Source organism: Sorangium sp. So ce327 (assembly GCF_051530205.1).
Classification (GTDB): domain Bacteria; phylum Myxococcota_A; class Polyangia; order Polyangiales; family Polyangiaceae; genus Sorangium; species Sorangium cellulosum_B.
In genome coordinates this window covers 5,223,784-5,249,726 of record NZ_CP150330.1, presented here as the reverse complement: position 1 = coordinate 5,249,726, position 25,943 = coordinate 5,223,784, and the positions used below count along the sequence as shown (strand labels likewise).

The 25,943-nt window shown below is 71.3% G+C and carries 22 protein-coding genes; 6 read left to right on the top strand and 16 right to left on the bottom strand.

All coding sequences use genetic code 11. The features are described from left to right. The first annotated feature begins 247 nt into the window (after positions 1 to 247). On the top strand, positions 248 to 628 hold the full coding sequence (locus WME95_RS19665) for a CBS domain-containing protein (RefSeq protein WP_437909872.1): 381 nt from the start codon (positions 248 to 250) through the stop codon (positions 626 to 628). A 79-nt stretch (positions 629 to 707) separates the two neighbouring features. Here WME95_RS19665 and WME95_RS19660 read toward each other — a convergent pair whose 3' ends face one another. The 11 genes from WME95_RS19660 to WME95_RS19610 form a co-directional block, all read right to left on the bottom strand. Continuing rightward, positions 708 to 3,476 (bottom strand): hypothetical protein, encoded by a 2,769-nt coding sequence (locus tag WME95_RS19660; protein WP_437909871.1) that lies wholly within the window; start codon positions 3,474 to 3,476, stop codon positions 708 to 710. 19 nt (positions 3,477 to 3,495) lie between these two features. Beyond that, positions 3,496 to 5,679 (bottom strand): hypothetical protein, encoded by a 2,184-nt coding sequence (locus WME95_RS19655; protein ID WP_437909870.1) that lies wholly within the window; start codon positions 5,677 to 5,679, stop codon positions 3,496 to 3,498. Between the two features lie 160 nt (positions 5,680 to 5,839). After that, complete coding sequence (locus WME95_RS19650; protein WP_437553683.1) at positions 5,840 to 6,652, bottom strand: metallophosphoesterase family protein; 813 nt, start codon at positions 6,650 to 6,652, stop codon at positions 5,840 to 5,842. A gap of 14 nt (positions 6,653 to 6,666) precedes the next feature. Further along, positions 6,667 to 7,017 carry a BolA family protein gene (locus WME95_RS19645; protein WP_437909869.1) on the bottom strand — a complete coding sequence of 117 codons (351 nt, stop codon included), beginning with the start codon at positions 7,015 to 7,017 and terminating at the stop codon, positions 6,667 to 6,669. Positions 7,018 to 7,140: 123 nt separating this feature from the next. Further along, the gene (locus tag WME95_RS19640) at positions 7,141 to 8,535 is read right to left on the bottom strand and encodes a hypothetical protein (RefSeq protein WP_437909868.1); all 1,395 of its coding nucleotides are present in this window, start codon (positions 8,533 to 8,535) and stop codon (positions 7,141 to 7,143) included. 125 nt (positions 8,536 to 8,660) lie between these two features. Then, the gene (locus tag WME95_RS19635; RefSeq protein WP_437909867.1) at positions 8,661 to 9,677 is read right to left on the bottom strand and encodes an ABC transporter ATP-binding protein; all 1,017 of its coding nucleotides are present in this window, start codon (positions 9,675 to 9,677) and stop codon (positions 8,661 to 8,663) included. Beyond that, a complete protein-coding gene (locus tag WME95_RS19630; RefSeq protein ID WP_437300518.1) occupies positions 9,674 to 10,687 on the bottom strand; it encodes an ABC transporter ATP-binding protein in 1,014 nt (337 codons plus the stop codon). The genes WME95_RS19635 and WME95_RS19630 overlap by 4 nt, the downstream gene beginning before the upstream one ends. A 47-nt stretch (positions 10,688 to 10,734) precedes the next feature. Beyond that, positions 10,735 to 11,787, bottom strand: a complete 1,053-nt coding sequence (locus WME95_RS19625) for an ABC transporter permease (RefSeq protein WP_437909866.1) — start codon at positions 11,785 to 11,787, stop codon at positions 10,735 to 10,737. 2 nt (positions 11,788 to 11,789) lie between these two features. Beyond that, a complete protein-coding gene (locus tag WME95_RS19620) occupies positions 11,790 to 12,710 on the bottom strand; it encodes an ABC transporter permease (protein WP_012236088.1) in 921 nt (306 codons plus the stop codon). A gap of 274 nt (positions 12,711 to 12,984) precedes the next feature. Continuing rightward, on the bottom strand, positions 12,985 to 13,344 hold the full coding sequence (locus WME95_RS19615; RefSeq protein WP_437553672.1) for a glutaredoxin domain-containing protein: 360 nt from the start codon (positions 13,342 to 13,344) through the stop codon (positions 12,985 to 12,987). Positions 13,345 to 13,544: 200 nt separating this feature from the next. After that, positions 13,545 to 14,513: a quinone oxidoreductase family protein gene (locus WME95_RS19610; protein ID WP_437909865.1), complete on the bottom strand. Its 969-nt coding sequence runs from the start codon at positions 14,511 to 14,513 to the stop codon at positions 13,545 to 13,547. 120 nt (positions 14,514 to 14,633) lie between these two features. Between WME95_RS19610 and WME95_RS19605 the strand changes: the two genes are divergently transcribed. Both WME95_RS19605 and WME95_RS19600 read left to right on the top strand, forming a co-directional pair. After that, entirely contained in the window at positions 14,634 to 16,145 is a 1,512-nt protein-coding gene (locus WME95_RS19605) for a GH1 family beta-glucosidase (RefSeq protein WP_437909864.1), read from the top strand. A gap of 207 nt (positions 16,146 to 16,352) precedes the next feature. Further along, on the top strand, positions 16,353 to 17,837 hold the full coding sequence (locus WME95_RS19600) for a hypothetical protein (RefSeq protein ID WP_437909863.1): 1,485 nt from the start codon (positions 16,353 to 16,355) through the stop codon (positions 17,835 to 17,837). 124 nt (positions 17,838 to 17,961) lie between these two features. Here the strand turns inward: WME95_RS19600 and WME95_RS19595 are convergent, their stop codons facing one another. Continuing rightward, entirely contained in the window at positions 17,962 to 18,795 is an 834-nt protein-coding gene (locus tag WME95_RS19595) for a class I SAM-dependent methyltransferase (RefSeq protein WP_437909862.1), read from the bottom strand. Positions 18,796 to 19,097: 302 nt separating this feature from the next. Here WME95_RS19595 and WME95_RS19590 point away from each other — a divergent pair, with 302 nt between their 5' ends. After that, positions 19,098 to 19,502, top strand: a complete 405-nt coding sequence (locus WME95_RS19590; RefSeq protein ID WP_437553661.1) for a hypothetical protein — start codon at positions 19,098 to 19,100, stop codon at positions 19,500 to 19,502. A 122-nt stretch (positions 19,503 to 19,624) separates the two neighbouring features. Here WME95_RS19590 and WME95_RS19585 read toward each other — a convergent pair whose 3' ends face one another. Together WME95_RS19585 and WME95_RS19580 are read right to left on the bottom strand one after the other, a co-directional pair. Further along, positions 19,625 to 20,557 (bottom strand): fibro-slime domain-containing protein, encoded by a 933-nt coding sequence (locus tag WME95_RS19585; RefSeq protein WP_437909861.1) that lies wholly within the window; start codon positions 20,555 to 20,557, stop codon positions 19,625 to 19,627. A gap of 273 nt (positions 20,558 to 20,830) precedes the next feature. Beyond that, positions 20,831 to 21,547 carry an SDR family oxidoreductase gene (locus tag WME95_RS19580; RefSeq protein WP_437909860.1) on the bottom strand — a complete coding sequence of 239 codons (717 nt, stop codon included), beginning with the start codon at positions 21,545 to 21,547 and terminating at the stop codon, positions 20,831 to 20,833. A 49-nt stretch (positions 21,548 to 21,596) separates the two neighbouring features. Here WME95_RS19580 and WME95_RS19575 point away from each other — a divergent pair, with 49 nt between their 5' ends. Continuing rightward, entirely contained in the window at positions 21,597 to 22,496 is a 900-nt protein-coding gene (locus WME95_RS19575) for a LysR family transcriptional regulator (protein WP_437909859.1), read from the top strand. A 27-nt stretch (positions 22,497 to 22,523) separates the two neighbouring features. On the opposite strand, the gene WME95_RS19570 is transcribed toward WME95_RS19575, so the two are convergent. Both WME95_RS19570 and WME95_RS19565 read right to left on the bottom strand, forming a co-directional pair. Beyond that, entirely contained in the window at positions 22,524 to 24,917 is a 2,394-nt protein-coding gene (locus WME95_RS19570) for a glycoside hydrolase family 31 protein (protein WP_437909858.1), read from the bottom strand. Positions 24,918 to 24,996: 79 nt separating this feature from the next. Next, entirely contained in the window at positions 24,997 to 25,338 is a 342-nt protein-coding gene (locus WME95_RS19565) for a hypothetical protein (RefSeq protein WP_437909857.1), read from the bottom strand. Between the two features lie 120 nt (positions 25,339 to 25,458). On the opposite strand from WME95_RS19565, the gene WME95_RS19560 reads away from it, so the two are divergent. Then, positions 25,459 to 25,938, top strand: coding sequence for an NADAR family protein (locus tag WME95_RS19560; RefSeq protein ID WP_437909856.1), 480 nt, complete (start codon positions 25,459 to 25,461; stop codon positions 25,936 to 25,938). Positions 25,939 to 25,943: the final 5 nt, after the last annotated feature.

Here is a 25,943-nt window from a genome sequence, read left to right as displayed (position 1 = left end):
CTGAGCTCCCCCGGCGTGCCCGTAGGCCGCCGCGGCGGTCGGCAGGGGGCGCCGAGGTCGGCCGAGCGGGCCGGTGCGATCGCCCCTCGGCCGTCCGCAGCGGTCGCGCGACGGAGGGCGTTGGGCGGGGGCGTTGCGGAAGGACGGCGGCTGGACGGGCTGCTCGGCGCGGTGCGTTGACGCCCTTGACGTCGCTGCGTGTTGATCATTACATGCCCGGACCATGAAGGGCCATGCGCGCAATCTGATGACCGAGCGCGTTATCGCTTTGGAGCAGGGCACGCCGGTCGCCGACATGCTGCAGCTGTTCGCCAACCATCACCTGAGCGGCGCGCCGGTCATCGACGGGGGGCACCACATCGTCGGGTTCGTCAGCGAGACGGATCTCCTGGGCGTGCTCCTGCGCAAGGAGTACGCGGGCATGACGGCCGCGGACGTGATGAGCACCCCGCCCATCTGCGTGGACGAGTTCATGCCCACGGACGAGGTGATGACCCTGCTGCGCGCGAACCGGATCCACCATCTGCCGGTGGTGCGCGAGGGGCGCCTCGTCGGGATCATCACCCCGCAGGACATCCTGCGCTATTTCGTGGAGTGCGTGATGCCGCTCCCGCCCAGCTCCGCCTGACGCTGCGCGCCTGCCGGCGCGAGGCGTCCAGTCGGGCCGAGGACGCCTCCCCGCTCCGGGCGCCGCCGCTGGCCGCGCATCAGTGGTGGCGAGAGGTCACGAACCACTCCGGGGAGATGTATCCGTAGGGGCTCGAGATGGGGATCGTGCATGTCCCGTCGAGCGCGGTATACGACTCGATCCGCGTCTCCGTGTCGAGGTACCCGACCGCCGACGCGGTGTTGCACTCGTCGTACCCGGGCGGCGCGCCGCCCCCGTCGTCGAAGCGCGCGCACTCGGCGTGGGACAGCACCGTGTAGTGCAGGTGCGAATTGCCTGGGTCGCAGGGGAAGCTGTCCTCCGCCGGGCACTCCGTCCACTTGTTGTCGCAATAGAGGTTGTGTTGCCTCGGGATGTCGTCCCAATAGGCGATCTTCCCGAGCGGCGTGTCGGTGCCGATGTCCTGTCCCACGAGGGTCATCGCCAGCTCATCCACGTCGAGGTGCCCGTAGAAGGAGCAGAACCGCTTCTCCTCGCCGTTCTCCTTGAAGCGGTGCTCGACGAGCGCGATGCCGAGGTACTGCGAGCAGTTGATGCCCGCCCGGAGGAGCTTGCCAGGGGCGATCGGGAAGACGTAGGTGCCCTCCGTCCTGCCGCTCGCCTTGCCGATGTCCTCGCCGAGGTGCCGGCCCTCATTCCAGTCCGGCTTGTGGCCTATGTTCTGGATCATCTTGTGGTCGGGGAACGGGAACTGGAGCTTCCCCGTGGGCGCGATGCACGCGTCGTTCACCCGCTCGTTGATCATGCACCCGAGCGGGCAGTAGGTCGCGTGCTCGAAGCGGTAGACCCGCGTCCTCTCTCGCCCGTTCCGGCCGTCGCCTTCGCGCCCCTCGCACGGCACCGGGCGCGTCGCCGCGCCGTCCTCGCGCTCGCAGTACGCCTTGCAGGTGTAGAGCATCGACGGGTCACCCGCGGCGTGCAGGCCGGGGTTGTGGCCGCAGTAGGCAGGGTCGTTCAGGAGGACGTCATCGCTGTTGTTGCACAGGATCGCCGCCGGGTCGGCGGTGATGTCGCTGCACGTGTTGCCGAAGAACTCCGTGATCGATCTGCAGAACGAGCTCTGGACCCCGTACGGATCCGGGCCGCAGATCCCGCACGCGGTGCCGCACGAGATCCCCGTGGCGTGCCAGCCGTCGGGGCGGTAGAGCTGCCGATCGCGGCACTCGAACACCTGCCCGCCGCGGCCGCAGACGCTCGCGCCCCGCCGCCGCGACGCCGGAGGGACCACTTTGTCCTGGTAATCGCGGATGGCGTCGCAGCGCGACGACGGGCTCGACTCGGGCGCCGGATCCGGGATCCCGAACGGCTCCTGAGGATCCACGGAGGAATCGCACACGTCGTGATGCCCCTTGGCGTCGCGCGGCATGCACGCCGCGGAGCACTGCTCGTAGGGCACCGGACGGCCCACGACGGCGCGCGTGGACTCCGCCGACGGCGGACAGTACGTCCAATTGTCGTAGGCGCACTGGTACAAGGTCCCGACGCGGCCGGTGATCCCGTGTTGACCGCAGAACAGATGGCGGCAGAAGCCGTTGTCGTCCGGCCCCACCCTCGTGTACACCGCGTCGGTGACCGTGGGGCACGCCTCGTCGCAGCGGTCCCAGTCGCGGATCGTCTTGGCGTCGTCCTGGGGCTGCGCGCCGGTGACCTCGTGGTAGTGCATCGCCGGCAGCTCCCGCACGGTCTTGCACTCCCCGGTGCCGCCGAGCGCGGAGCAGTCCCGGTAAGGCACAGGGCGGGCGCCCGGCCCGGGGCAGGCGAAGAGCTGCGTCGCCTTCCCCTTGATGTGGATCGAGGGCTCGCCGAAGCTCCGCGCCAGGTCGTTGTTCCAGGGGCTGCGAAAGACCTGATCACCGCAGAAGGTCTGGCCTTGCTCGACCGACTTCCATTTCCCGTCCTTGTCCTGGAACTGCTCCGGGCAGCGGCCGAACTCCGCGTCCTCCTCCTCCGGCTTGCCCGGCTCGCACGGGCGATTGAGGTCGAGCCACCCCGCTTCTCCGCAGATCCATTCGCTGCGGTTGCCGTGCCCGAGGCCGCAGATCGTCTCGCCGCACGCGGTCGTGGTGACCTCGTTGTCGAAGCTGTCCTGCACCCCGCGGCAGGCGCTGCAGGTGCCCGCGCGCTGCGTGCACGAGAGCCCCAGGCTCTGCCACCCGTCCGCCGTGCACACCATCTTCACCCCGTCGCTGCCAGCGCCGGTCGGGAAACACACGCGTTGCCCGCAGGTGCGCGGGATGTGCTCGCCGCCGGCGACGGGCGGTACCTCGCACGGGCACTCGCTCGTCGCGGCGTCGGTGCACGCCCTGCCGCGGCAGCCCCCCTCGCAGATCGTCCACTCGAGCGGGATCTGCCCTGCGCCCGCGCACTGGTACAGGGCCGCGGGCTCGCCGTTCACGACGTCCGCGCCGCAGAAGGTCCCTGCGTCACGACAGGAGAGATCACCGCACCTGTTCCCCGGGAAGCTGCGCCAGTTGTCGTTCGCGCCGAGGTCGACGCAGTGATAGGCGATGAGGTCGCGCCCGCACACGAAGCTGTCACACCGGGTGTCCTCGATCGGGATCGCCTGGCCGTTGTAATAAACGCCGCCGCTGCACGCGCACGCGTCGTCGTTCGCCTGCGCGCCCAGGGGCGGCGCCGCGACGGCGGGAGGGGGCGGCTCCTGGCCGCAGCCCATGCCGGCCACCACCCCGGCGGCGAGCAGCACGGCGAGCGTCCCGAGGAGGCGCACCGCCGGCGCACGCCGGCGGCGGCTCGAGACAGGGCTTCGGTGCGACGGACTGCCCTCGACGCGATCATGCATGCGCTGCATCTCCCGGCTGCTCTCCAGCTCACTTCGCGATCTTGCGGACGTCGCCCGCCCGGGTCGCCCAGTAGACGAACGCCTCGTCGACGGCGATCGCGATCGCGTCGAGCTGGCCGACGGCGAGCGTCGTCACGGCGCCGCCGGCCTTCGGTACCTTGCGGATCGAGCCGACGCGGTTGGCCCAGTAGACGGCGCCGCCGTCGCCGGGATCGACGGCTATCCCGGCGGGGTTCGGCTGATCGTCGGCGAGCACCGTGAGGCCGGCGCCGTCCTTGGCGAGCCGGAACACGAACCCGTTCGGGCTGCTCCAGAAGAGGTGACCGGCGTCGACGGCGAGGGTGTGAGGCGTGAGGTTCGTCGTGTCCACCACCTGGCCGGACGCGATCTGGCGCCGCTCCGTGCCGTCCTTGCGGAGCTTCACGACGGTGCCGTCGGTCCGGGACCAGTAGAGGTGCTCTGCGTCGCTCGCGAGCGCGCCCCCTGGCTCGGAGAACACGCCGGTGATCTCCTGCGCGCGCTGGCCGCTCGTGAGGGCGTCGACGCGGTAGATCCCGCCCTGAGAGAGCGAGGTGAACCAGACGTCGCTGCCGTCGGTGACGACCGCCCAGGGGTCGGGGATCGCGGTGGTGAGGGGGATCGCGGCGCCGCCCGACAAGGGGTACCGGAGCACGCCGGAGGACCCGGTGACGATGGCGTCGGCGCCGAGCAGGGCGATGTCCTCGAAGCGGTCGGCGCTGCAGCCCACGACCCCGGGAGGAGCGCCGTTGGCGAGGCACGTCGCGCCGCCGGAGAGCTTGTCGACGCGGACGGCGATGCCGCCGGCGTGCTGGAAGCCGACAAGGTAAAGAGCGCTGCTGTCGACGGCGAGGGCCGACGGCACCGCGAGGCCCGAGGCGAGCGACGTGGCGCCCGGGGCGCACTCCCCGGCGTCGCAGAGGCCGCCCGCGCAGTCGTTGCCGCACGCGCCGCAATTGAAAGGATCCGAGGCGAGCGCGACCTCGCAGCCGTTGAAGGCGTCGCCGTCGCAGTCGGCGTACCCGGCGTCGCACGCGACCTCGCAGGCGCCCGCGACGCAGGTGGCGGCGCCGTGGCGCGCGCTGCAGGTGTTGCCGCAGGCCCCGCAGTTGTCCGCGTCGCCCTCGACGTCCGCCTCGCAGCCGTTCGCAGGCTCGCCGTCGCAGTCGGCGTGGCCGAGGTCGCACGCGAGCGAGCACCTGCCGGCCGCGCACGAGGGCGTCGCGTGCTGGTCGCCGCAGACGTTGCCGCAGAACCCGCAGTTGTCCACGTCGCTCGACGTGTCCCCGCAGTCGTCGCCGCCGCCCCCCGCGCCGTCGCTGTCGAGGCAGAGGCCGAACGCGCGGATCGAGCCGGTGAACGCCTCGCAACGGGCATGGACGCCGGACATCGCGGCCAGATCGCACTCGTACGCGAGCTCCGGCTCGAGCGTCCCGCAGCACGTATCGAGCAGCGCCTCGCACGGGGCCGCGCTGAACGGCTCGTCCGGGGCGAGCCTCGGACAGCGGCCCGCGTCCGCCGCGCCGCCGAGGTAGTCGAGGCACCGCGCCGCGTCGGACTCCCCCGCGAGGGCGGCGCAGCGCTCGCGCGCCCCCTCGGGCAGCGAGGGACAGCACCGCTCCGACAGATAACCGCAGCTCCCGGCCGCGGGGTCGACGTCGGCGCAAAAGCCGTTCTCCTTGGCGTCGCTCTCCAGGAACCGGTGACACAGCTGCTCATTGCCCCGGAATCCGGTCGCGTGGCACGCTTCCCTGAGCTGCGCCGGCAGCGCCGCGCAGCACGCGTCGAGCAGGCCGGCGCAGCTCGGACCGTAGGGGACCACCGGCGCCCCACCCTCGCCGGCCCCTCCGGTACAGAGGTCGACCGCGTTGGCGCTCGCGAGGAAATCGTCGCACGCGGCGTCGTTCGCCTGGCTCGCGGCGGCGTCGCAGCCCGCGACGAGCTCTTCGGGGAGCGCCGGGCAGCACGCTTCGCCGAGGTGTTCGCACCCTCGTCGAGACCCGCTCGCCACGGGGGCACACGCGCCGAACCCGGTGCCCTCCGCGTTGCACTGCTGCGCGCCGAGCGACCCGTCGGCGAGGAAACAGGCGGACAGGGCGCCTGGCGAACAGATGGCATCGTCACCGCAATCGGCGCCGAACAAGGCAAGTGCGAGGAGGAGCGCGGGGCGGAGGCGTGAGTCGTCGGGACGCATGAGGGGCGGAGTTAACGCTAAAGCGCCCCGGAATGAGCTGTCAATTGGCGTTCCGAGCCGACGCACGCCTGAAACCGACGATCGGAACCGGGCATTGGAGTGGAGCGGAGCTGTCGGCCGACTCCCGACTTCAATTCCCCGCTCGGGCGCTCTCCGGCCCCTACCGCCGGTCGAACTGGTACCGTGCCCGCTCCGCGCCCTCGATCTCCACCACGATGCGCTTCGGGCCGAGCCGCACGACCGCGTGCGCCGCGGCGGGGCGCCCCGGCGCGTCGTCGTCGAGGTTCTCGATCAGGCTCTGGAGCGTCACGTACGGGATGCCGCGGATGACGTCGAGGTGGTTCCAGTGCAGGTGGCCATTGAAGACGGCGAGCACGCCGTGCTCCTCGAAGATCTTCCGCATCGCGCGCCGCTCGCGCACGAGGCAGATGTGCGGGCTCCCCTCGAACCAGCGGTTGCCCCGGAGATCCTGATCGGCCGCGCTGTGGTGCATCAGCACGATCTTGGGCAGCGGGGAGGCCGCGAGGTCCTCGCCGAGCCAGGCGAGCTGCTCTGGCCCGAGCGAGATGTCGTGATCCTTGCGCTCGCGCGTGTGGAGGACCGTGAAATGGAAGCCGCCGCGATCGAACGAGTAGTGGAGCCGTGTCGCCTCGGGCCTGCCCCAGGCGGACAGCAGCTCGGCCTCGCTCAGGTGGACCACGTCGTGGTTGCCGGCGACGTGGAAGAGCTCGGCCTTCAGGCCGCGGAGCGCGGCCATGCAGGCGCCGTAGCGCTCCCGGTCGGCCTCGGGCCCCTCGTCCTCGATGTCGTCGCCAAGGTTCACGACGAGATCGGGCCGCGTGACCTCGTTCATCCGCTTCACGAAGGCGCGGGTCAGCTCGGGCGCCTCGCCCGTGAGCTTGCGCAGCTTGCCCCCGAACGACGCCTCCGGGCCGAAGTGCAGGTCCGAGACGAGGGCGACGACGAGCTCCATGCGCGCCTCGCCGCTCAGCCCGACTTGGCGCCGGGCTCCGGCTCCGCCTTGGAGCCGCCCAGGCACGGGGGAGATCGGAAGTCCGCGCCCCCCTGCCGCTCCCACTCGTCCGGCGTCATCGCGCGGATCGTCAGGGCGTGCAGCCCGGAGCGGAACTCCTCGCGCACCACGTCGTTGACGCGGCGATGGCGATCGAGCGGGCTCAGGCCCCGGAATGCCTCGCTCACCACGAGCACCTTGAAGTGGGTCTCCGAGCCCACCGGCACGCTGTGCATGCGGCTCTCGTTCTCCACCTCGATGTGCACGGGCTCGAGCGCGCGAACGAGCTTGCCGTGGATCGACTCCTGCTTCGTCCCTGTCGTCATGGCCGCGCGAAGCTTACCCTCCGCCGCGCCGCCGGTCACCCGTGGGACGCGGCCCTCGCCGGCAAAGGGATCGCCCGGCGCCCCCGCCAACGGATGAGCCGCCCGGCGCGCCCCGGCCGAGCGTCACTTCGCCTGCGGATCGGCGCGCGGCAGACCTCGCTCATCGAACAGGAGAGCGATGTCGACGTGGAACTGCGCTCTGCGAGAGGACGGCGGCGCTTGATGGGAGCTCGGCGGCGCGCGGTGGGAGCTCGGCGGCGCGCGATGGGAGCTCGGCGGCGACGCGGAATGACCGCCGTGCGCCTCGCCGTCCTGCGAGCCCATCGCGAGCGCCTCCCGCTGCGGGGGGGCCGCGCCTGGCTGCGGGCCGATGTTCTCCTCCCACGGCTGCGCGTCGCGCTGCTCCCACGGCTGCGCGTCGCGCTGCTCCCACGGCTGCGCGTCGCGCTGCGCGGCAGGCGACGGAGGCACCTGCCGCGGAAGCGCATGCGTCGCCGGCGTATCCCGACGCGGAACCACCCCGGCCTGCTGCCGCGAGCTCGGAACGGCCCGTTGCGACAGCGGCGCCGACGCCTCCCGCCGTGCCGACGTCGCGGCCGGCGCATCCCGACGCGCGTACGCCCCGGCCTGCTGCGAGCCAGCCATCGGCGTATCCCGCCGCACGTAGGCCTCGGCCGGATGCGAGCCGGCAAGCGGCGTATCCCGCCGCACGTACGCTCCAGCCGCCGGCGATGCCTGCACCGTCCTGGACGCGTCCCGGCGCGCAACCACCGGGCCAGCGGCCGGCGGCGGCGGGAGCGGCGTCGGAGCGGGCAGCTCACGGCGCGCCCGCGACGAGGGCGGCCCCACCATGACCCCCAGGCGCTCCGAGCGCGGCACCGGCGCCTCGCGCGGGCGGTACGCCGCCTCCCCCGGCGCCTCCGCGCGTGAGCGCTCCGGCCGCTGCGCAGCCACGGCAGCCGCCACGCGCTCGCGGTACGCGAGCTCCTGCGCTCCTGCGCTGCGCGGCGCCTGCGCGCCCGCGCTGCGCGGCCCCGAGCGCGGCAGCGGCGTCGCCTCGGGGTCGCGCCGCGACGCCGGGTCCGCCTTCATCACCCCGATGGTCAAGCGCTCCGACCGCGGCACCGACGCGCTCTCTTCCGCAGGCATCATCGAGTAGCGGCCGGGCGTCTGCTGCCGCGAGCGCTGCTTGCGGCTCTCGCGCGCCGCCGTGGCCAGCAGCGCCCCGAGATCGTCGTCCACCATCGCCTCGTCGACCCGCACGAGCGTGCTGACCACGTCGCGCGCGATCTCCTCGAACGCCTCGGGAGCGAGCGCGTAAGTCGACGACGTGACCACGATGACCACCGGCCGACGCTCTTCCGCGAGCGCGGCGGCCATCGATACCGGGCACGCCTTGACGATGATCCCCACATCCATCGCCGCCGTCTGGCAGCGCTGGAGCAACGCCTGATCGCCGCCGATGAGAAGGGCCGTCGGGATCTGGGCGCGAAGCGTGGCGTCAGAGATTCGCGGCATCGGTCCCAGGATCCTAACCCCGCTACTGCACGCAGAGGTCAGGAAAATCCTGTCATCGGACATTCCACGTCATGTCTGGACAACGAGCTCAGCCGATGTGGGGTAGTGCGCGCCGCCGGAACACCTCACGGATGCGTAGGTGCCGTGGGCAACTCCGTGAGATGGCAGGCGGCCCAGTGCCCAGGGCGACGCTCCTCCAGCGGAGGGGCCTCGGCGCTGCACCGGTCCATCGTATAGGGACAGCGTGTGTGAAAATGGCACCCTGACGGCGGATTCAGCGGACTCGGCACCTCGCCGACGAGGGGCAGGCGGCGGCGCGTGCGCTCCACGTCGGGATCCGGGATCGGGATCGCCGAAAGCAGGGCCTGCGTGTACGGATGTTGCGGTGAACGGAAGAGCTCGTCCGGGCGAGCGCGCTCCACGATCCGGCCGAGGTACATCACCGCGATCTCGCTTGACAGGTGGCGGACCACGGCGAGGTCGTGCGCGACGAACACGTACGTGAGCGAGAGCTCGCGCTGGAGCGACGCGAGCAGGTTCACGATCTGGGCCTGGATGCTCACGTCGAGCGCGCTGACCGGCTCGTCCGCGATCACGAGCTTCGGCTTCAGGGCGAGCGCGCGGGCGATGCCGATCCTCTGCCGCTGGCCGCCGGAGAACTCGTGCGGATAGCGCCGCATGTACGAGGGCGAGAGCCCGACGAGCTCCATGAGGCGCGCCACCTCGCGCAGCGCCTCGTCGCGCGACGAGACGAGGCCGTGGGTGGAGAGCGGCTCCGCGATGAGATCGTGGACCGTCATGCGCGGGTTCAGGCTCGCGTACGGGTCCTGGAAGATCATCTGCATCTCGCGGCGCGCCTTCCGCAGCGCGCCCGGCTCGAGCGTCAGGATCTCCCGGCCGTCGATCTTCACGCTCCCCGACGTGGGCGGGACGAGCCGGAGGATGCCCCGGCCCGTCGTCGACTTGCCGCAGCCGGACTCGCCGACGAGGCCCAGCGTCGCGCCGCGCTCGACGTCGAACGAGACGCCGTCGACCGCGCGCACCGTGCCGACCTGCCGCTGGAGCAGGCCGCGGCGCACCGGGAAGTGGACCTTGAGATCGCGCACCGAGAGCAGCGGCGGGGGGGTTCGGGCGGTGGTCATGGCGCTCGTCCTGCGACGTCCTCGACGTGGCACCGCACGACGTGCAGCGCCTTCCTGTTGCCCTCGCCCGAGACGACGCGCGGCGGCGGCGCCTCCTCCCGGCACGCCGCGATCGCGTGCGCGCAGCGCGGGTGGAACGGGCAGCCCGGCGGCAGGCGCGCGAGCGAGGGCGGCATCCCGGGGATGGGGACGAGATCCGCGCCGCGCGCGTCGTCGAGCCGCGGGATCGAGCGCGACAGGCCGATGGTGTACGGGTGCCGGGCCGCGTGGAAGATGGCGCCGACGGGGCCCTCCTCGACGATGCGCCCGGCGTACATGACCGCGACGCGATCGGCCATCTTCGCCACGACGCCGAGGTCGTGCGTGATGAGGAGGACGGCCGCGCCGAGCGCCTCCTTCCGCTCCCCGATCAGGTCCAGGATCTGCGCCTGGATCGTGACGTCGAGCGCCGTCGTCGGCTCGTCGGCGATCAGCAGATCGGGGTCGCACAGGAGCGCCATCGCGATCATCACGCGCTGCCGCATCCCGCCCGAGAGCTGGTGCGGGTAGTCGTCGATCCGCGACGCCGCCGCGGGGATCCCCACCGCCTGAAGCATCTCGACGCTGCGCCGGCGCGCCTCGGCGCGGCCCATGCCGCGGTGGAGCTCCAGCACCTCGATGAGCTGCTCGCTCACCCGGAGGTAAGGGTTCAGCGACGTCATCGGGTCCTGGAAGATCATCGCGATCCGGTCGCCGCGGACGCGCTCCATCCGCGCCTCGCTCGCCTCCACGAGGTCCTCGACGACGCCGCCCTCGGACTCGAGGAGGATCTGGCCGCCGACGATCCTGCCCGGCGGGTCGGGGATGAGCCGCAGGAGGGAGAGGCTCGTCACGCTCTTGCCCGAGCCGGACTCGCCGACGATGCCGAGGACCTCGCCGCGATCGAGGCTGAAGGAGATGCCATCGACAGCGCGGACCACCCCCTCCTCGGTGAAGAAGTGGGTCTTCAGGTTCTTGACCTCGAGCAGCATGGTCCGTGCGGTCGCGCGCGTGTCCCGGAGATGGAGCGCGGCGCCCTTCAGTCCTTTCGGATGCGAGGATCCAGGGCGTCGCGGAGCCCGTCGCCGAGGAAGTTGAAGCAGATCAGCGTGAGCGCGAGCATCAGCGCCGGGAAGACGAGCTGCCAGGGGAAGAGGTCCATCGCGTCGGCGCCGGTGGACGCGAGCAGGCCCCAGCTCGACAGCGGCTCCTGCGTGCCGAGGCCGAGGAAGCTCAGGAACGCCTCGGTCATCATCACCTCGGGGATGGTGAGCGTCGTGTAGACGATGATCGGGCCGACAGCGTTCGGCACGAGGTGCCGGAAGATCAGCGCGGCGTGCCCGACGCCGATCGAGCGCGCCGACTCGATGAACGGCTGGCCGCGCAGCGCGATGACCTGGCCGCGGACGATGCGGGCCATGGTGAGCCAGGAGATGCCGCCGAGGGCCGCGAAGACGACGACGATCTGGAAGATGGGGAAATAGCTCGGGTCCGACGGCTCCTTGACGAAGACGCCGAGCGCGACCTTCCAGGCGCGGTAGAGGACCGTCTGGTCGTTCGCGAAGAAGACCATCAGCAGGATGACGAGGATGAGGAACGGGAACGTGTAGAGCACGTCCACGATGCGCATCATGATCGCGTCGACCTTGCCGCCGAAGTACCCGGCGACCCCGCCCCAGCTCACGCCGATGACGAAGCTCACGAGCGTCGCGACGATGCCGACGGCGAACGAGATGCGCCCGCCGAAGAAGACGCGGGCCATCAGGTCGCGGCCGAAGTAGTCGGTGCCCATCCAGTGGGCGAGCGACGGGGGCTGCGCGCCGAGCTTGAGATCCGCCTTGTCGTACCGGTAGCTCGACAGCTCCGGGACGAGGATGCAGGCGAGGATCATCGCGATGAGCACGACGCCGCAGGCGACCGCGGCGCGGTTCTTCCGGAGCCGCCGCCACGCGTCGCGGCCGAGGCTCGATCCCTGCTCCAGCGTCTCGAGCCGCAGCGGGCCGGCCGGGCTCGGCGCCGCGCCGCCCGCGCCGCCAGGGGCGGCGGGCGGATCGCCGGGAGCGGCGGGCTGCGGGAGGGCGGCGTGGAGCATGGTCAGCGCAGCTCCACCCGCGGGTCGATGAAGGCGTACGCCACGTCGACGATCGCGTTGAAGAGCATGAGCAGGAAGCCGTAGACGAGCATGACCCCCATCACGAGGTTGTAGTCGCGGTTCGTGGCCGCCTCGACGAAGTAGCGGCCCATGCCGGGGATGTTGAAGATCTTCTCGACGACGAGGGAGCCGACGAGCAGGCCGCTGAAGCCGGGGCCGAGGAAGCTCACGACCGGGAGCAGCCCGCCCCGGAGCGCGTGCTTCAGGACGACCTTGCGCTCGGAGAGCCCCTTGGCGCGGGCGGTGCGGATGAAATCCGAGCGGATCACCTCGAGCATCCCGCCGCGCGTCAGCCGGGCGATGTAGGCCGCGACCGGGAGCCCGGCGCAGATGACGGGCAGCACCATGTGCCGCCACGTCTCCCAGCGCGCCACCGGGAACCAGTAGAGCTTGAGCGAGAAGACGAGCATGAGCAGCGGGGCGAGCACGTACCGCGGCACGCTGAGGCCGACCATGGCGACCCCCATGGCCGCCGTGTCCTTCCAGGTGTTCTGGCGGATCGCGCCGATGATGCCGAGCGGGATGCCCGTCGCGAGGGCGAAGAGCATCGCCCAGCACCCGAGCTGCATCGACACGGGCAGGCTGAGCGCGATGATCTCGTTGACGGTGCGGTTCGGGTACTTGAACGTCGGGCCCAGGTCGCCTCGGGTGACGAGCGCAAGGAGCCAGTCGCCATACTGCTTCAGCACCGGATCGTTCAGGTGGTACTTGGCGTCGAGCTGCCGCTGGACCTCGACGGGCACGGCCCGCTCCTGGTCGAACGGGCCGCCCGGCACGATGCGCACAAGGACGAACACCAGGGTGGCGACGAGGAAGAGCGTGGGGATGATGGAGAGCAGCCGCTTGATGGCGTAGGAGCTCACGGCGCGCCGCCTCCCGGCCGTCGGGCCGCGCCGTCATCCCGCCGCCTTCCGTGGATCCCGAGCGATGTCACGAGGTGCCTCCGAGCTGCCTTCCTTCAGCGCGGCGACCGCCGTGATCGCCGCGAGCGCGCGCCGCGACCTCCCGCATATCACGGAACCGCCGGTCGACCGCGGCGTTTCGCGCGGCACGCCGCGCCGCGCGAAGCGCAGCGGCCGAGGCGGCCTGCGCGCTGTGTCCCGCGTTCATGCGCGCCCGTTCACGTCTAGCTCACGGCTAGCCCTTGAGCTTGCCCTGGTCGCGGAGCTTCACGAGCTCCGCGTAGCCGCCTTCGAGGACCCCGCCGACGAACACCATCGGGAACGTCGGAAAGCCCGCCCATAGCTTGATGGCGAGCCGCTCCTTCCACCTGGAGAGGTAACTCCCGTACTCGAGGTAGGTATATTTCACGCCCTCTCCGTCGAGCAGCTGGCGCGCCTTCTTCACGAAGGGATTCTGGGCCATCCCGACGACGACCACCCGGTCGCGGCTCACCGCCGCCGCGACCTCGTCGATGATGGACCGATGAAATCCGGCGATCTGCGACTTCACCGTGTCCGAGATCTTCTCGGGAGCAAGCGTGGGACGTTCGGCCATGGAATGAGCACCTCCGGGCCGGGAGCGTACCGGCCCGAAGACGACACGGTCAACGGCCGGATTGGCCGGAGACGGCTCGCGTACAGCGCGCGTCTGCACGCCTGAGCGAGAAGCAGAGAGACAAGGAGCTCCCGCCGCGGGGCCGCACTCCCCAGCTCCTCCGTGCCTCGAATCGCGCCTCCGCGCGACGATTCCGTCCGTTACGGGATGAGCAGCACCTTCCCCGTCGTCGCCCGCCCGGCGAGCGCGCGGTGCGCCTCCGCCGCGTCGGCGAGGGGATACGTGGCGCCGATCGAGATCGTGAGCTCGCCGCGCGCGATCGCGCCGAGCACGTCGGCGGAGCGCTCGAGCAGCTCCTCGCGCGTCGCTGTGTAGTGGCCGAGGCTCGGCCGCGTGAGGTAGAGCGACCCCTTCTGGTTCAGGATCTGCGGGTCGAACGACGGCACCGGGCCGCTCGACTGGCCGAAGAGCACCATCGTGCCGCGCAGGCGGAGCGCGCCCAGGCCCTTCGCGAACGTGTCGCTCCCCACGCCGTCGTAGACGACGTGGACGCCGGCGCCGCCCGTGAGCCGGCGCGCCTCCGCCTCGAAATCGGCCTTTGTGTACAGGATCACCTCGTCGGCGCCCGCGTCTCGCGCGAGGCGCGCCTTCTCCTCGGTCGAGACGGTGCCGATCACGCGCGCGCCGAGCCGCTTCGCCATCTGGCACAGGAGGAGGCCGACCCCGCCAGCGGCCGCGTGGATGAGGCACGTGTGGCCGGGGCCGAGCGGGAACGTGGAGCGCACGAGGTACTGCGCGGTGATGCCCTGGAGCATCGCGGCCGCGGCGCGCCTCGCGCCGACGCCCGCGGGCACCGGGACGAGCTTCGCGGCCGGGATCCGGACGTGCGTCGCGTACGAGCCGGGGCCGCCGGTCCACGCGACCTCGTCCCCTTCCCTCACCTCGGTGACGGACGGCCCCACCGCCTCGACGCGCCCCGCGCCCTCGAGGCCGAGCGGGATGGGCGGCTCCAGCTTGTACTGGCCGCTCCGCTGGTAGATGTCGATGAAGTTCACGCCGGCGGCCTCGACGCGGACCACGGCTTCCCCCGGGCCCGGCGCGGGCGTGGGGAGCTCCTCCAGCGTCATCACCTCGGGGCCGCCTGCGGCTTTCGGTCGGATCGCGAGCATGCCGCCCATGTTGTCGAGCCGCGCTGGGCCGTCAAGCGACCGGCGCGATCACCGACGCGCATCGAAGCCGACGCGCATCGAACCCATTGCTGTCCCGCGCGCGCCGTGGATGATGCCTCCATGGCTCTCCATCCTTCCGAGTCGCTCCCCGCGAGCAACGCCTCTCCCGCCTCGCCCTCCTCCGCGCCCCCGCCTGTGACCGCCGCCTCGGCCGGCACGGGCCGAGCAAACGCGACGGCCGCGCCGTTTCCCGCGGACTTCCTGTGGGGCACGGCCACCGCGGCCTACCAGATCGAAGGCGCCGCCAGCGAGGATGGCCGGACGCCCTCCGTGTGGGACGTCTTCTCGAAGACCCCTGGGAAGGTCTTCGAAGGGCACACGGGAGACGTCGCCTGCGACCACTACCACCGTTACAAGGAAGATGTCGGGCTGCTCGCCGAGCTCGGGGTCAAGAGCTACCGCTTCAGCGTCTCGTGGAATCGGGTCCTCCCGGACGGCACGGGCAAGGTCAACCCGAAGGGGCTCGACTTCTACGATCGCCTCGTCGACGAGCTCCTCCGCGCCGGCATCGTGCCCATGTGCACGCTCTTCCACTGGGACTTCCCCCAGGCGCTCCAGGATCGCGGCGGGTTCCTCCAGCGCGACGTCGCCGACTGGTTCGCGGACTACACGACCGTCGTCGCCCGGCGGCTCGGCGATCGCGTGCCCTGGTGGGTGACGCAGAACGAGCCGCAGGCGTTCATCGGCAACGCGCTCCTCAACGGGGTCTTCGCCCCCGGGCTCAAGCTCCCCTACCGGGAGTACCTGACCGCCGCCCACAACCAGATGCGGGCGCACGGCAAGCAGGTGGACGCCCTGCGCGCCGCGGCCACGGCGGCGAAGATCGGCTACGTGCTCGCCACCCAGGTGCAGCGCCCGGCGACCGAGGACCCGGGGGACATCGAGGCGGCGCGCGAGGCGATCTTCTCGGTCTATGACAAGAACCCGTGGAACAACGCCTGGTGGATCTGTCCGGTGCTCGAGGGGCGGTATCCGGAGAGCGGCCTCCGGCTCTTCGGCGACGACATGCCCGAGTTCCCCGCCAGCGACTTCGACCAGATCAAGCGGCCGATCGACTACCTCGGGCTCAACATGTACTCGGCGGGCACGTGGCGGCAGGGCAAGGACGGCAGGCCGGAGCGCGTCGTCTCCCCGCCGGGCTACCCGCGCGGGACGCTCGACTGGCTGCAGATCGTCCCCAGCACGCTCTACTGGGGATCGAGGTACTTCTGGGAGCGGTACAAGCTGCCCATCGGGATCACCGAGCACGGCCTGGCGACGCGGGACCAGGTCTTCCTCGACGGCAAGGTGCACGACCCGAAGCGCATCGACGTCATGCACCGGTACCTGCTCGGCCTGGCGCGGGCCGTCCAGGAGGGCGTCCCGGTCGTCGGGTACTGGGCCTGGTCGCTCCTCGACAACTTCGAGTGGGCCGAGGGCTACAAGGATCGCTTCGGGCTTGTCTACGTCGATTACGCGACGCAGCGACGGATCCCGAAGGACTCGTTCTCCTGGTACCGAGAGGTCATCGCGAGCGGCGGGCGCTCGCTCCTCGGGCCGACGGCCGTCGCGTGGGACAACGTGACCGGCTGATCCCGGCGGCCCGCGGCCCGGTCCCACCCCGGGCCGCGCGGCTCGCCGCCGCGCTGCGCCGCGGCTCGTCACGCTCGCGATCGAGGCGCGTCACTCGCGCGCACCGGCGTCGGGTTCCGGCTTTCCCAATCGCCTCATCCGTGCTCCGCCTCGAGCGATGATATCGTCGCGGCGAGGGAGGCAGCGATGAACGGAAGAGCGTCTTGCTTGAGGCATCTTTCTCTGGCGGCTGTGCTGGCCACGCTCGGATGCAGCGTCAACGTCAGCGTGGACGACGGGGAAGCGACGTCTGGGACCGGCCCGGAGGCAGGGGAAGGCGGCGCTGGTAGCAGCAGCAGCAACGCCAGCAGCAGCAACACCAGCAGCAGCGGCACCGGCGGTAGCGCTCCCGTGTGTGATGCGGGGTGCCTCGCGCTCGATTTCGCTCGCCAGTTCGACAACGTTGAGCCCTACGCCCTCGCCGTCGACGCCGACGGGAACATCCTTGTGACGGGAGGCTTCGATGGCACCGTCGACTTCGGGGGCGGTCCTCTCGTGGGCACGGGCAATATCGACGCGTTCGTCCTCAAGCTCGATCCGGTCGGCAACCACCTCTGGAGCCGGCGGTTCGGCGATCTCTCCTCCGTGATCGAGGCCCAGATCGGGTTGGCCATCGCGACCGACGCGTCGGGGAACATCGCGATCGGGGGCCGATTCGGTGGAACGACGGATCTCGGCGGCGGCCCCGTGACGAACGAGGGGGACTCGAGCGGCTTCGTCGTCGTGCTCGACGCTTCGGGACAGCACGTCTGGAGCAAGCACTTCGGAGCGGTGTCCGTGGCGGTCCGCAGCGTCGGCTTCCATCCGGCGGGCGGCGTCGTCGTCGCCGGTGACTACGGGCGAACCATGGATCTCGGCGGCGGGCCCTTGGCCGACGCGACAGCAGCGCTGAAAGCCTTCGCCGCCAGGCTCGATGCGTCGGGCGGCCACCTCTGGAGCAGGAGCTTCGGCGGGCCGGGAGGCGCGAGCGCCGAGACCCTCACCATGGATGCGGCGGGGAATACCACCCTCGGGGGGAGCTTCCATGACGTCATCGACTTCGGCGGCGGCCCGCTCCACGTCGCAGGGCCTTCGGGGGAGAACGGGCCGGCCGACATCTTCGTCGCCTCGCTCGATCCAGACGGCGAGCACCGATGGAGCCAGAGGCTCGGCGGCGTCGATGGTGACGATCACCTCGCAACGGTCCTGGACGGGGCAGGCGGCGTTGTCACGCTCGGCTCCTTCTTCACGACGTTCTCGGTCGGCGACACCACCCTGACGGGCGACGGGAACAGCGTGTCCGTGAGCAGGCTCTCCGCCAGCGGCTCCGCGATGTTCGCCAGGAGCTCCGCGAGAGCGCAGGCGCTCGCCACCGACGCCGCCGGCAACACGTGGCTCGCCGGCACCTACCTCGATGGCACGGACCTCGGTTGCGGTCCGCTCACCACGCAGCTCGTGGGCATGTTCGTCGCCGGGCTCGACCCGAGCGGCGATGACTTCTGCAACGTCGCGTTCGAGCCGTCCGAGTACGGAGGGCTAACCCATATCGCTCTCGGCCCCAACGGAGCGCTGGTCGCCGTCGGGAAGCTCAAGGGCACGATCGATTTTGGCGCCGGACCGATCTCGAGCCCCGGTGAGAAGGAATCGATGATCGTCGTGAAGCTCACCCGGTGACCGCGCCGGGCTCGGCGCCGGCCAGGGGCGCCCTTCCCCGTGGACAGCTGCGCGGCCCGTCAGGCGTCGCGTCGAGAAGGAATGCAGCGCGATCCGACAGGACGGGCCGCGCTGCGTTCCTCGGTCAGCGGGGTTTGCGGCCGATCGCGATGTTCGCCGTCACGGGGACACGCACGGCCCCGCCAGGTTCGGCGAAGGACGCGATGGCGGCCCGCAGCGGTCCGCGTAGCCGAGCGCGCCCATCGCCGTCCAGCGCGACGTAGAGGGGCATGAAGCGCAGGATCTCGTCGAGATCCGCCATGACGTGGTCCACCGAAGCTCCGCCCCATGCGCCTTCGACCGCGTGCACGGCGACCTCGCCGCACCCGGCCCCGAGCATCTCGGCCTTCAGGCCCTCCAGTGAGCACAGCACCGTCATGCCCTGGGGCGGCGGCTGGATCGGCGCCTCCGGGAAGGTGCGGCGATAGGCCTGCAGGAAGAGCGGCGCCGGGCCTGCCCCCTCCGCGCTCGACCAGGCCGCCACGACGACCCGGCCCCCGGGCCGGGTCGCGCGGACGAGCTCGGCCATGCCGCGACGCCAGTCGGGGAACATCATGACGCCGAACATGGAGCAGCTCACATCGAACGTCGCGTCCTCCACGTCCAGCGCCTGCCCGTCCATCACCCGCGCCTCGCTCCCGGCGAAGGGCTGCAGTCGCTCGCGCAGGCGCGCCGCCATGCCGCGCGACAGATCGGTCGCGAGCACGCGCGCGCCCGCCTCGGCCGCGGCCAGCGCCAGGGCGCCCGTCCCTGCGGCGACGTCGAGCACGCGCTCGCCGTGCCCGATCCCGCCCGCCAGCGACAGCGCCGCGCGCGCGAAGCCCGCCGTCAACGGCTCGGCCCAGCGCTCGTAGCTGGCCGCCATGGCGGTCCAGTGCGCTTCGTCGCTGAAGTTGAGTGGCTCAACGCGGTTGGTCATCGGCCATTCCTCCTGTCATCGTTCATGGGAGAGGAGCCTGTCACCGCCCGAGGAGCGCGGCACTGGCGGCGCTTTCGGTGGATCTGGCCTCCTTTTCGATCGCCGCACCTCTCCCGCGGCCAGGCCACGGCGACGGCGGCGCGCTCCGCAGGATTGTCGCTGGCGCCCTTTCGTGCTCCCCTGTGATCGCGGAGGAGCCCCGTGGCATCGGTCGCTCCCTCGCCGGCGCGACGCGCAGCTCGGGGTCCTCCCTCACGCTCTGCCGACCGCCGGCCCGTCAACGCAGTCGTGTGGAGGCTCCCATGTCGATCGCCGGTCCCCTCTTAGGAATCGTGATCACCCTCGTCGTGCTGGGCGTCATGGCCGTGGTGTTCGTCACCGTCTTTCTGCCCATGATGAAGAACGCGAACAAGATGCTCGCGGGCGCGAACGAGATGATCCAGGCCCAGACGGCGGCGGCCAACCTGCGCATGACGGGCCTGCCCGCGCAGGCCCGCGTGCTCGTCGTCCAGCCCACCGGCACGATGATCAACTACCAGCCGCAGTGCCGGGTCGACCTCGAGGTGTATCGCCCGAACGCGCCGCCCTACCGCGCGGCCATCCTCGCGGTCATCCATCAGATGGCGATCCCGCGCGTGCAGCCGGGCCTGGTCGTGCCGGTCAAGATCGACGCCGCCAACCCCAACAACATCGCGCTCGACGTCTGAATCCGGGCGGTGGGGGGATTCCCCCACCTCGCAGGAAGGATGGAACCGCCAAGGCGCCATGAGACGCCAAGATGGATGTCGGGCTCACGCCTGCGAGAGGGCGCGGGGCGAGCCCGGACGCCTCACAGCGGGATGTCGACGGGCACGAAGCAGGAGATGTTGGTCGTGACGCGGAAGTTCGACCCGTCGGTGTGGCGCTCCGCGTGGAAGATATCCATCGCGTAGTTGTTGCCCGGGAAGATACCGAGGTCGTCGGCCATGGCGTCGAAGTCGATGATGCCTGTCTCCGGCCCGTGCATGCTCCCGAGGTCGACCGCGAGCTTGCCGTTGATGAAGATCCAGATGTCGTCGTCGCCAACGAAAGTGAACTTCTGACCGGCGACGTAGCCAAACATCAGGTGGATCTCGGTGGTGAAGAGGAAGTTCCGGTCCCTGCCTGCCGGGGAGATCCCGAACCCCTCGTCCGGCGCCAGCGGGAAGAACGCCGCGCTCTCGAACACGAACTGCCCCGATCCGGGCGGCGATTCCTCGAGCGCGAGCTCCTTGGTGAACGTCATGTTCACGCCCGGCACGTCCCGGTACCACTGGTTGAAGGATTCCTCGCTCGTGATGGTTTTCTGGGTGCCGACCCCGTCCCTGCAGCCCAGCTGGGTCTCCCTGTCTGCGAAGCAGCCTACCGAGTCGAGGAACACCGGCTTCCGATCGCCGTCGAGCGTCGGCTCGATGAGCTTGCGGCGGGGCTCGTCGCCCCTGAAGGTGGGCATCTCGAAGTCGGGGTGCGTTTCCTTGAAGTCGCGATACGTGACATCGAGGACGCTCTTGCAATCGCTGCCGCCTGCGCCGCCTGCGCCGGCGCTCGTGTTGCCCCCCGTGATGGTCCCGAAGTCGTCGCCGGTCGAGCTGCTAACGCCGCTCGTCGGCGTCCCGCTGCTGCTCGCGGGCGTCCCGCTGCTGCCGCCGGACCCGGAGGTCGGGCCGCTGCTCTCGTCGGGCGTCGAAGAGCACGCCAGGGCTACCGCTGCGAAGGTCAGAAGAAAGAAAGAACGAGGGTACATGGTGCACTCCTAGGGAGCAGAAGAACAACCATATTTCGCGGCTTTTGTCAACCACGTCTCATGGCGATCGCGCGGTGAAGCGTTGCGGCAAGTGTGCCGGCAAGCTCGGGAAACATGCCTTGTTCGATGGGCCAGGCGGCTGCGGCGCGCCTCCCTCGCTCCCCGCGGTTTTCTTGCTTCCCTCGCTTGCCGTCTCTTGTTTCGTGTTGCGCTCGTGTTGCGCTCGCGTTGCGCACCTGTCGAATCCGGCCACCACCCTGGGCGGGCTCTGGCTCAGACGAGACGGTGTCCCCCGTCGACGCGCAGCACCTCGCCCGTGGTGAACCCGCTTCCCATGAGGAAGAGCGCGGCGTGGGCGATGTCCGCGGGCGCGCCGACGCGCCCGACCGGGAGGCGGCGCGCGTGCTGCGCGAAGCGCTCCTGCTTGGCGCCGCCCGCGAGGGAGTCCCAGACCGGCGTGTCGACCCAGCCCGGCGACAGCGCGTTCACGCGCACCGGCGCGAGCTCCACGGCCAGGGCGCGCACGAGCGCCATGAGCGCGCCGTTCACCGCGGCCACGACCGCCCCGCCGGGCCCCGGCCGCTCCGCCGCGATCCCGGCCGTGAACGTGAGCGAGCCGCCCGGCTCGATCCGCGCGTGCTTGGCGACGTGCAGGGCCGCGACGAGCTTCGCGTCGATCACGCGGCGCGCCGCGGCGATGTCCAGCGCGCGAATCGGCTGATAATGCGCCTCCACCGCGGTCACCACCACATGGCGCGCCGGCGGATGCTCGTTGAACAGACTCCGCACCTCGGCCTCCTGCGTCGCGTCGGCCGCGAAGGTGCGCACCCGGCGCGGCTCCCCGAGCTCGGCCGCGGCGCCCGCGAGGCGATCGCGCGAGCGGCTCACGAGGGTCAGAGACGCGCCGCGATCGAGGCAGGCCCTGGCCACGCCGAGGCCGATGCCCGACGAGCCACCGATGACGACGACATGCTGATCTTCAAGGTCCATGAGCGAGGCGTAGCGCGCGCGCCTCGGGCAAACCATGGGATGCTGTGGCATGCTCCGTCCCATGAGCGGGATGATCTCCCTCGAGGACGTGCGCCTCTTCGCCGTCGTCGCTCACCACCTGAGCTTCGTGGAGGCGGCGCGCCGCACGGGGGTGCCCACGAGCACCGTGAGCCGCCGGGTGGCGCAGCTGGAGGAGGCGCTGGGGGTGCGGCTGCTCCAGCGCACCTCACGCCGGGTCGGCCTCACCGGCGAGGGGGCGCGGCTGATCGAGCGCGCCGGGCCGCTGCTCGACGAGCTCGGCTCGGTCCTCGACCGGGCCGCGGATCGAGAGGACGAGCCCGCGGGCAGGCTCCGGGTGACGGCGCCCGTGATGACGGGCGCGCAGCGGATCGCGCCGGCGCTGTTCTCCTTCGCCGCCCGGCACCCGCGCCTGTCGCTGGAGCTCACGCTCACGAACGCGGTCGTCCCCCTCGTCGAGGAGGGCATCGATCTCGCCTTCCGCGCCGGGCCCGTTCAGGACGCCGACCTCGTGGCGCGGCGCCTGTGGTCGCTCCCGTACGCGCTGGCCGCGTCGCCGCGCCTCGTGCGGGACGCGCTCGAGGGCCGCTCGCGGCTCGCGCGCGCGTCGCTCGGGTCCGTGCCCGCGGTCCTGAGCCACCCGGGCGCCGCATGGCGCCTTCGCCGGCGGGACGGATCCATCGAGGAGGTCCGGCCGCGCGCGCAGCTCTGCGTGAACGATCCGCGGGTGGCGATCGCCGCCGCGGCGCAGGGGCTCGGCGTGGTCTGCGCGCCCCGCGAGGTGATCGAGCAGCAGGGCAAGGCGCTCGTCGAGCTCACGATCACGGGGCGCACGGTCGAGCCACGCGAGCTCTTCGCGGTGTACCCGTCGCGGCGGCTGCTCTCCACGCGGGTGCGGCTGGCGATCGACTGGGTGATGAAGCACCGCTGACCGCCCCGGCGCGCGGCGCCGCCGCGATCAGGACACCTTGAATTCAATCCGCTGCCAGTCCGCCGCGACCTCGATCTCGACGCCCCCGTCGATCGCGCGGTGCGATCTGGCCCCGACCACGGAGCGCGGCGCCGGCACGCCGTGGACGCGGATCGTCTCCACCTCGCGCGCGAGCGGCAGATCGCCTGTCGCGCTGCGCTCGAGCGCGAACGTGGCGCCGTCGAGGACGCCCTCGATCCGGGTGGCGCGCGACGCGCCGTGGCCGTCGCCCTCGTCCTCATGGAGGCGGCCGCTCACGCGCTCCGCCGCGTGGACGTGCCATGTGATCTCCTCCCAGCTGGCGGTCGTCGTGTGCATCCGAGGCGCGGTGAGCGCCACCGCGCCTCCGGCGCGCAGCCACACGGGGACCACCCCGAGCGGCGCATCGGCGATCACGTGGCGCCCGCCCTGGTCCACGCTCCCCGCGCGCTCCAGGTTCGCGAAGTCCATCCATGCGCCGGCGGGCAGGTACACGAGCCGCTTCGACTGCCCTGGCCGCACCACCGGCGCCACGAGCAGATCGCCGCCGAACAGGAGCTGATCGAAGGCGTGGAGCGCCTCGGGGTCGCCCGGCGCCGCGAAGGACAGCGCCCGCAGGACGGGTATCCCCGTCTCCGCCGCCTCGTGCATGAGCGTGTACAGGGTCGGCAGGAGCCGGTAGCGCCGCTCGAGCGCCGCGCGCGCGAGGCCGAGATATGGTTCGCCGAAGCGCCAGGGCTCCTGCGCCGGCCTGCCCCTCGCCGCGTGGTTGCGCATCAGCGGATAGAACAGCCCCGCTTGCATCCAGCGCACGAGCAGCTCGCCGTTCGCGCGCCCCGTGAAGCCCGGGATGTCCGCGCCCACGAACGGCACGCCCGAGAGGCCAAGGCCGATCAGCATCGGGATGGACGCCTCCAGGTGCGTGAAATTGCTGGCGAAGTCGCCGGTCCACACCGCGGCGTAGCGCTGGATGCCGGCGAAGGCGGCGCGCGTCAGCACGAAGGGGCGCCGCTCCGGCGCGTGGCGCGCGAGGCCCTCGTGGGCGGCCCGCGACATGCCGAGTCCATAGACGTTGTGGACCTCGAGGTGGCGCCGGGCGCCGTGGCGCGCGTCGTCGGGGAGCGTGCTGCCCTCGATGGCGCCGAGGCCGGCGGTGCGCCCGCCGCTCGGCGCCGGCAGGCCCCTGTCGGGGCGGACGGAGAAGCACGCCGGCTCGTTCATGTCGTTCCAGATGCCGGCGATGCCCGCGTCGACGAAGGGCTTTTGCAGATCACCCCACCAGCGCTGCACCTCCTCGCGCGTGAGATCGGGGAAGACCGCCGGGTCGGGCCAGACCTCTCCCACGAGGGGGCCGCCGCGAGGCAGCCGGACGAGGTAGTCTCGCGCCCTCGCCTCCTCGTAGACGGCATATCCCTCGTCGGCCTTGATCCCCGGGTCGACGATCGTCACCAGCTTGACGCCCTCGGCCGCGAGCTCGCGCGCGAGCCGCGCCGGGTCGGGGAAGCGCGAGCGGTCCCAGGTCCAGACCCGATAAGCATCCATGTAATCGATATCGAGGTGGACAACGTCGAGCGGGAGGCCGCGCGATCGGTAGCCGCGGACGACGCCGCGCACGTCGTCCTCGGTCTCGTAGCCCCAGCGCGACTGGTGCGCCCCGAGGCTCCAGAGGGGCGGCATGGCCGGGCGCCCGGTCAGCGCGGCGTAGCGCCGGAGCACGTCGGCCGGGTGCGGGCCGGCCAGGAGGTAGACGTCGAGCTCGGGGCCCCGCGACTCCCATTCGATGCGGGTCGGATCGTTCAGGGCGATATCGACCTCCGAGCGCCACGGTTCGTCGAGGAAGAGGCCCCAGGCCACCCCGCCGCGGAGGGCGATGAAGAAAGGGATCGAGGCGTAGAGCGGGTCGGACTCCACGTGCGGCGGGAAAGCGTCGGTGTTCCAGAAGGTGAATCGCAGGCCGCGCTTGTCGAGCGGGCCGACCTTCTCGCCGAACCCGAGGTAGGCCTCGCCCGGCGGCGCCGCGAGCGAGAGCCTGGAGCGGAGCTCGTCGACGGGGAACGCCGGCCGGACCTGCCCCGAGACGGCCTCGCTGCGCGCGAGGATGCGGCCCGCGGCGTCGCTGAAGATCCATGTGCCCGCGGCGAGCGAGATCTCGAGAGAGGCGCCCTCGGCGCTCACGTGAACGGCGTCCCCCTCGCGGCGCGCCGAGAGCGGCAACGCGCCTTCGGCCACCACGGCGAAGGAGCGCTTGGGAGGCAGCTCGGGGTGCGTGAAGCTCGTCACGGCGGACGAGGGGGCGTGGCGCACGCGCAGGACGCCGGGGCCTGGGCAGCGGATCTCGACCGCGGCGCGGGCGCCCCCGAGGAGCACGCGCGCCGCGCCGATCGAGGCGTCGGAGAGGAGCATGCGGCGACTCTACCCGGGCGCGCGCGTCGTGACCACGAATCGGGCGAGCGGCGCTCGACTGCGCCGCCGCAGCTACCTGTCAGAACGGGTTGAGCCCCGTATACAGCACGTTGTGCTGATGGAGCTTGATGTTCTGATCCACGCGGAACTCGTAATTGTTGAGGCGCCGGATCGGCAGGCCGATGTCGAGCTGCAGCACCAAGAGGTGCGAGGCGCGACCGCTATGGGTCGTGGCGCCGATGAAGATGTTCGTGTGCGCCTCCGCCTGCGTCATGGGCTCCTGCGTCAGGTACACAACGCCATTGTGGTTCGGGCGGATCACGCCTTCGTGCAGGATCCCGCTCAGCCCTGCCTCGTCCGTGTAGTGAAGAAAGACGGAGTACTGGGAGAGGATGGCTTCAATGATCTCGTCGCCCGTCATGGTCACCGATCCTATGGCTGTTCTTCTCGTCGTGTCCATAGCCGAGGCGGCGATCTCGTAAGGGTGGGCGCGTCGTGTTAATGTACACGGCCGCCGCAATGCCGGCGGCGAGGTGGCGAGGTGGCGATCTACTTCTATCTGCCGCGGGACGCGTGGGGCTGGATGTCGAACTTCTCGCCGCACGGCATCGCGCTCGATGGCGCCTTCTGGCCGACCGTGGAGCACTTCTTCCAGGCCGCCAAGTTCACCGCGACCGATCCGGCGCACGCGGACGCGATCCGGCGCGTGCCGAGGCCGCGCGACGCGGCGCGCATGGGGCGCGACCGGAGCCACCCGCTCCGATCCGACTGGGAGGCAGTCAAGGACGACATCATGCGGCGCGCCGTGCGTTGCAAGTTCGACACACACCTCGATTTACGGCAGATGCTGCTCGACACAGGAGACGACGAGATCGTCGAGGCGTCGCCGATCGACTTCTACTGGGGGTGTGGAGGCGACGGCTCCGGCCTGAATCGGCTGGGCCAGATCCTGATGGAGGTACGTGCGGCGCTGCGGGCGGCTCCCCCGGCCACCGCGCCGCCGCGGAAGCGCGGGCGCTGATCGCG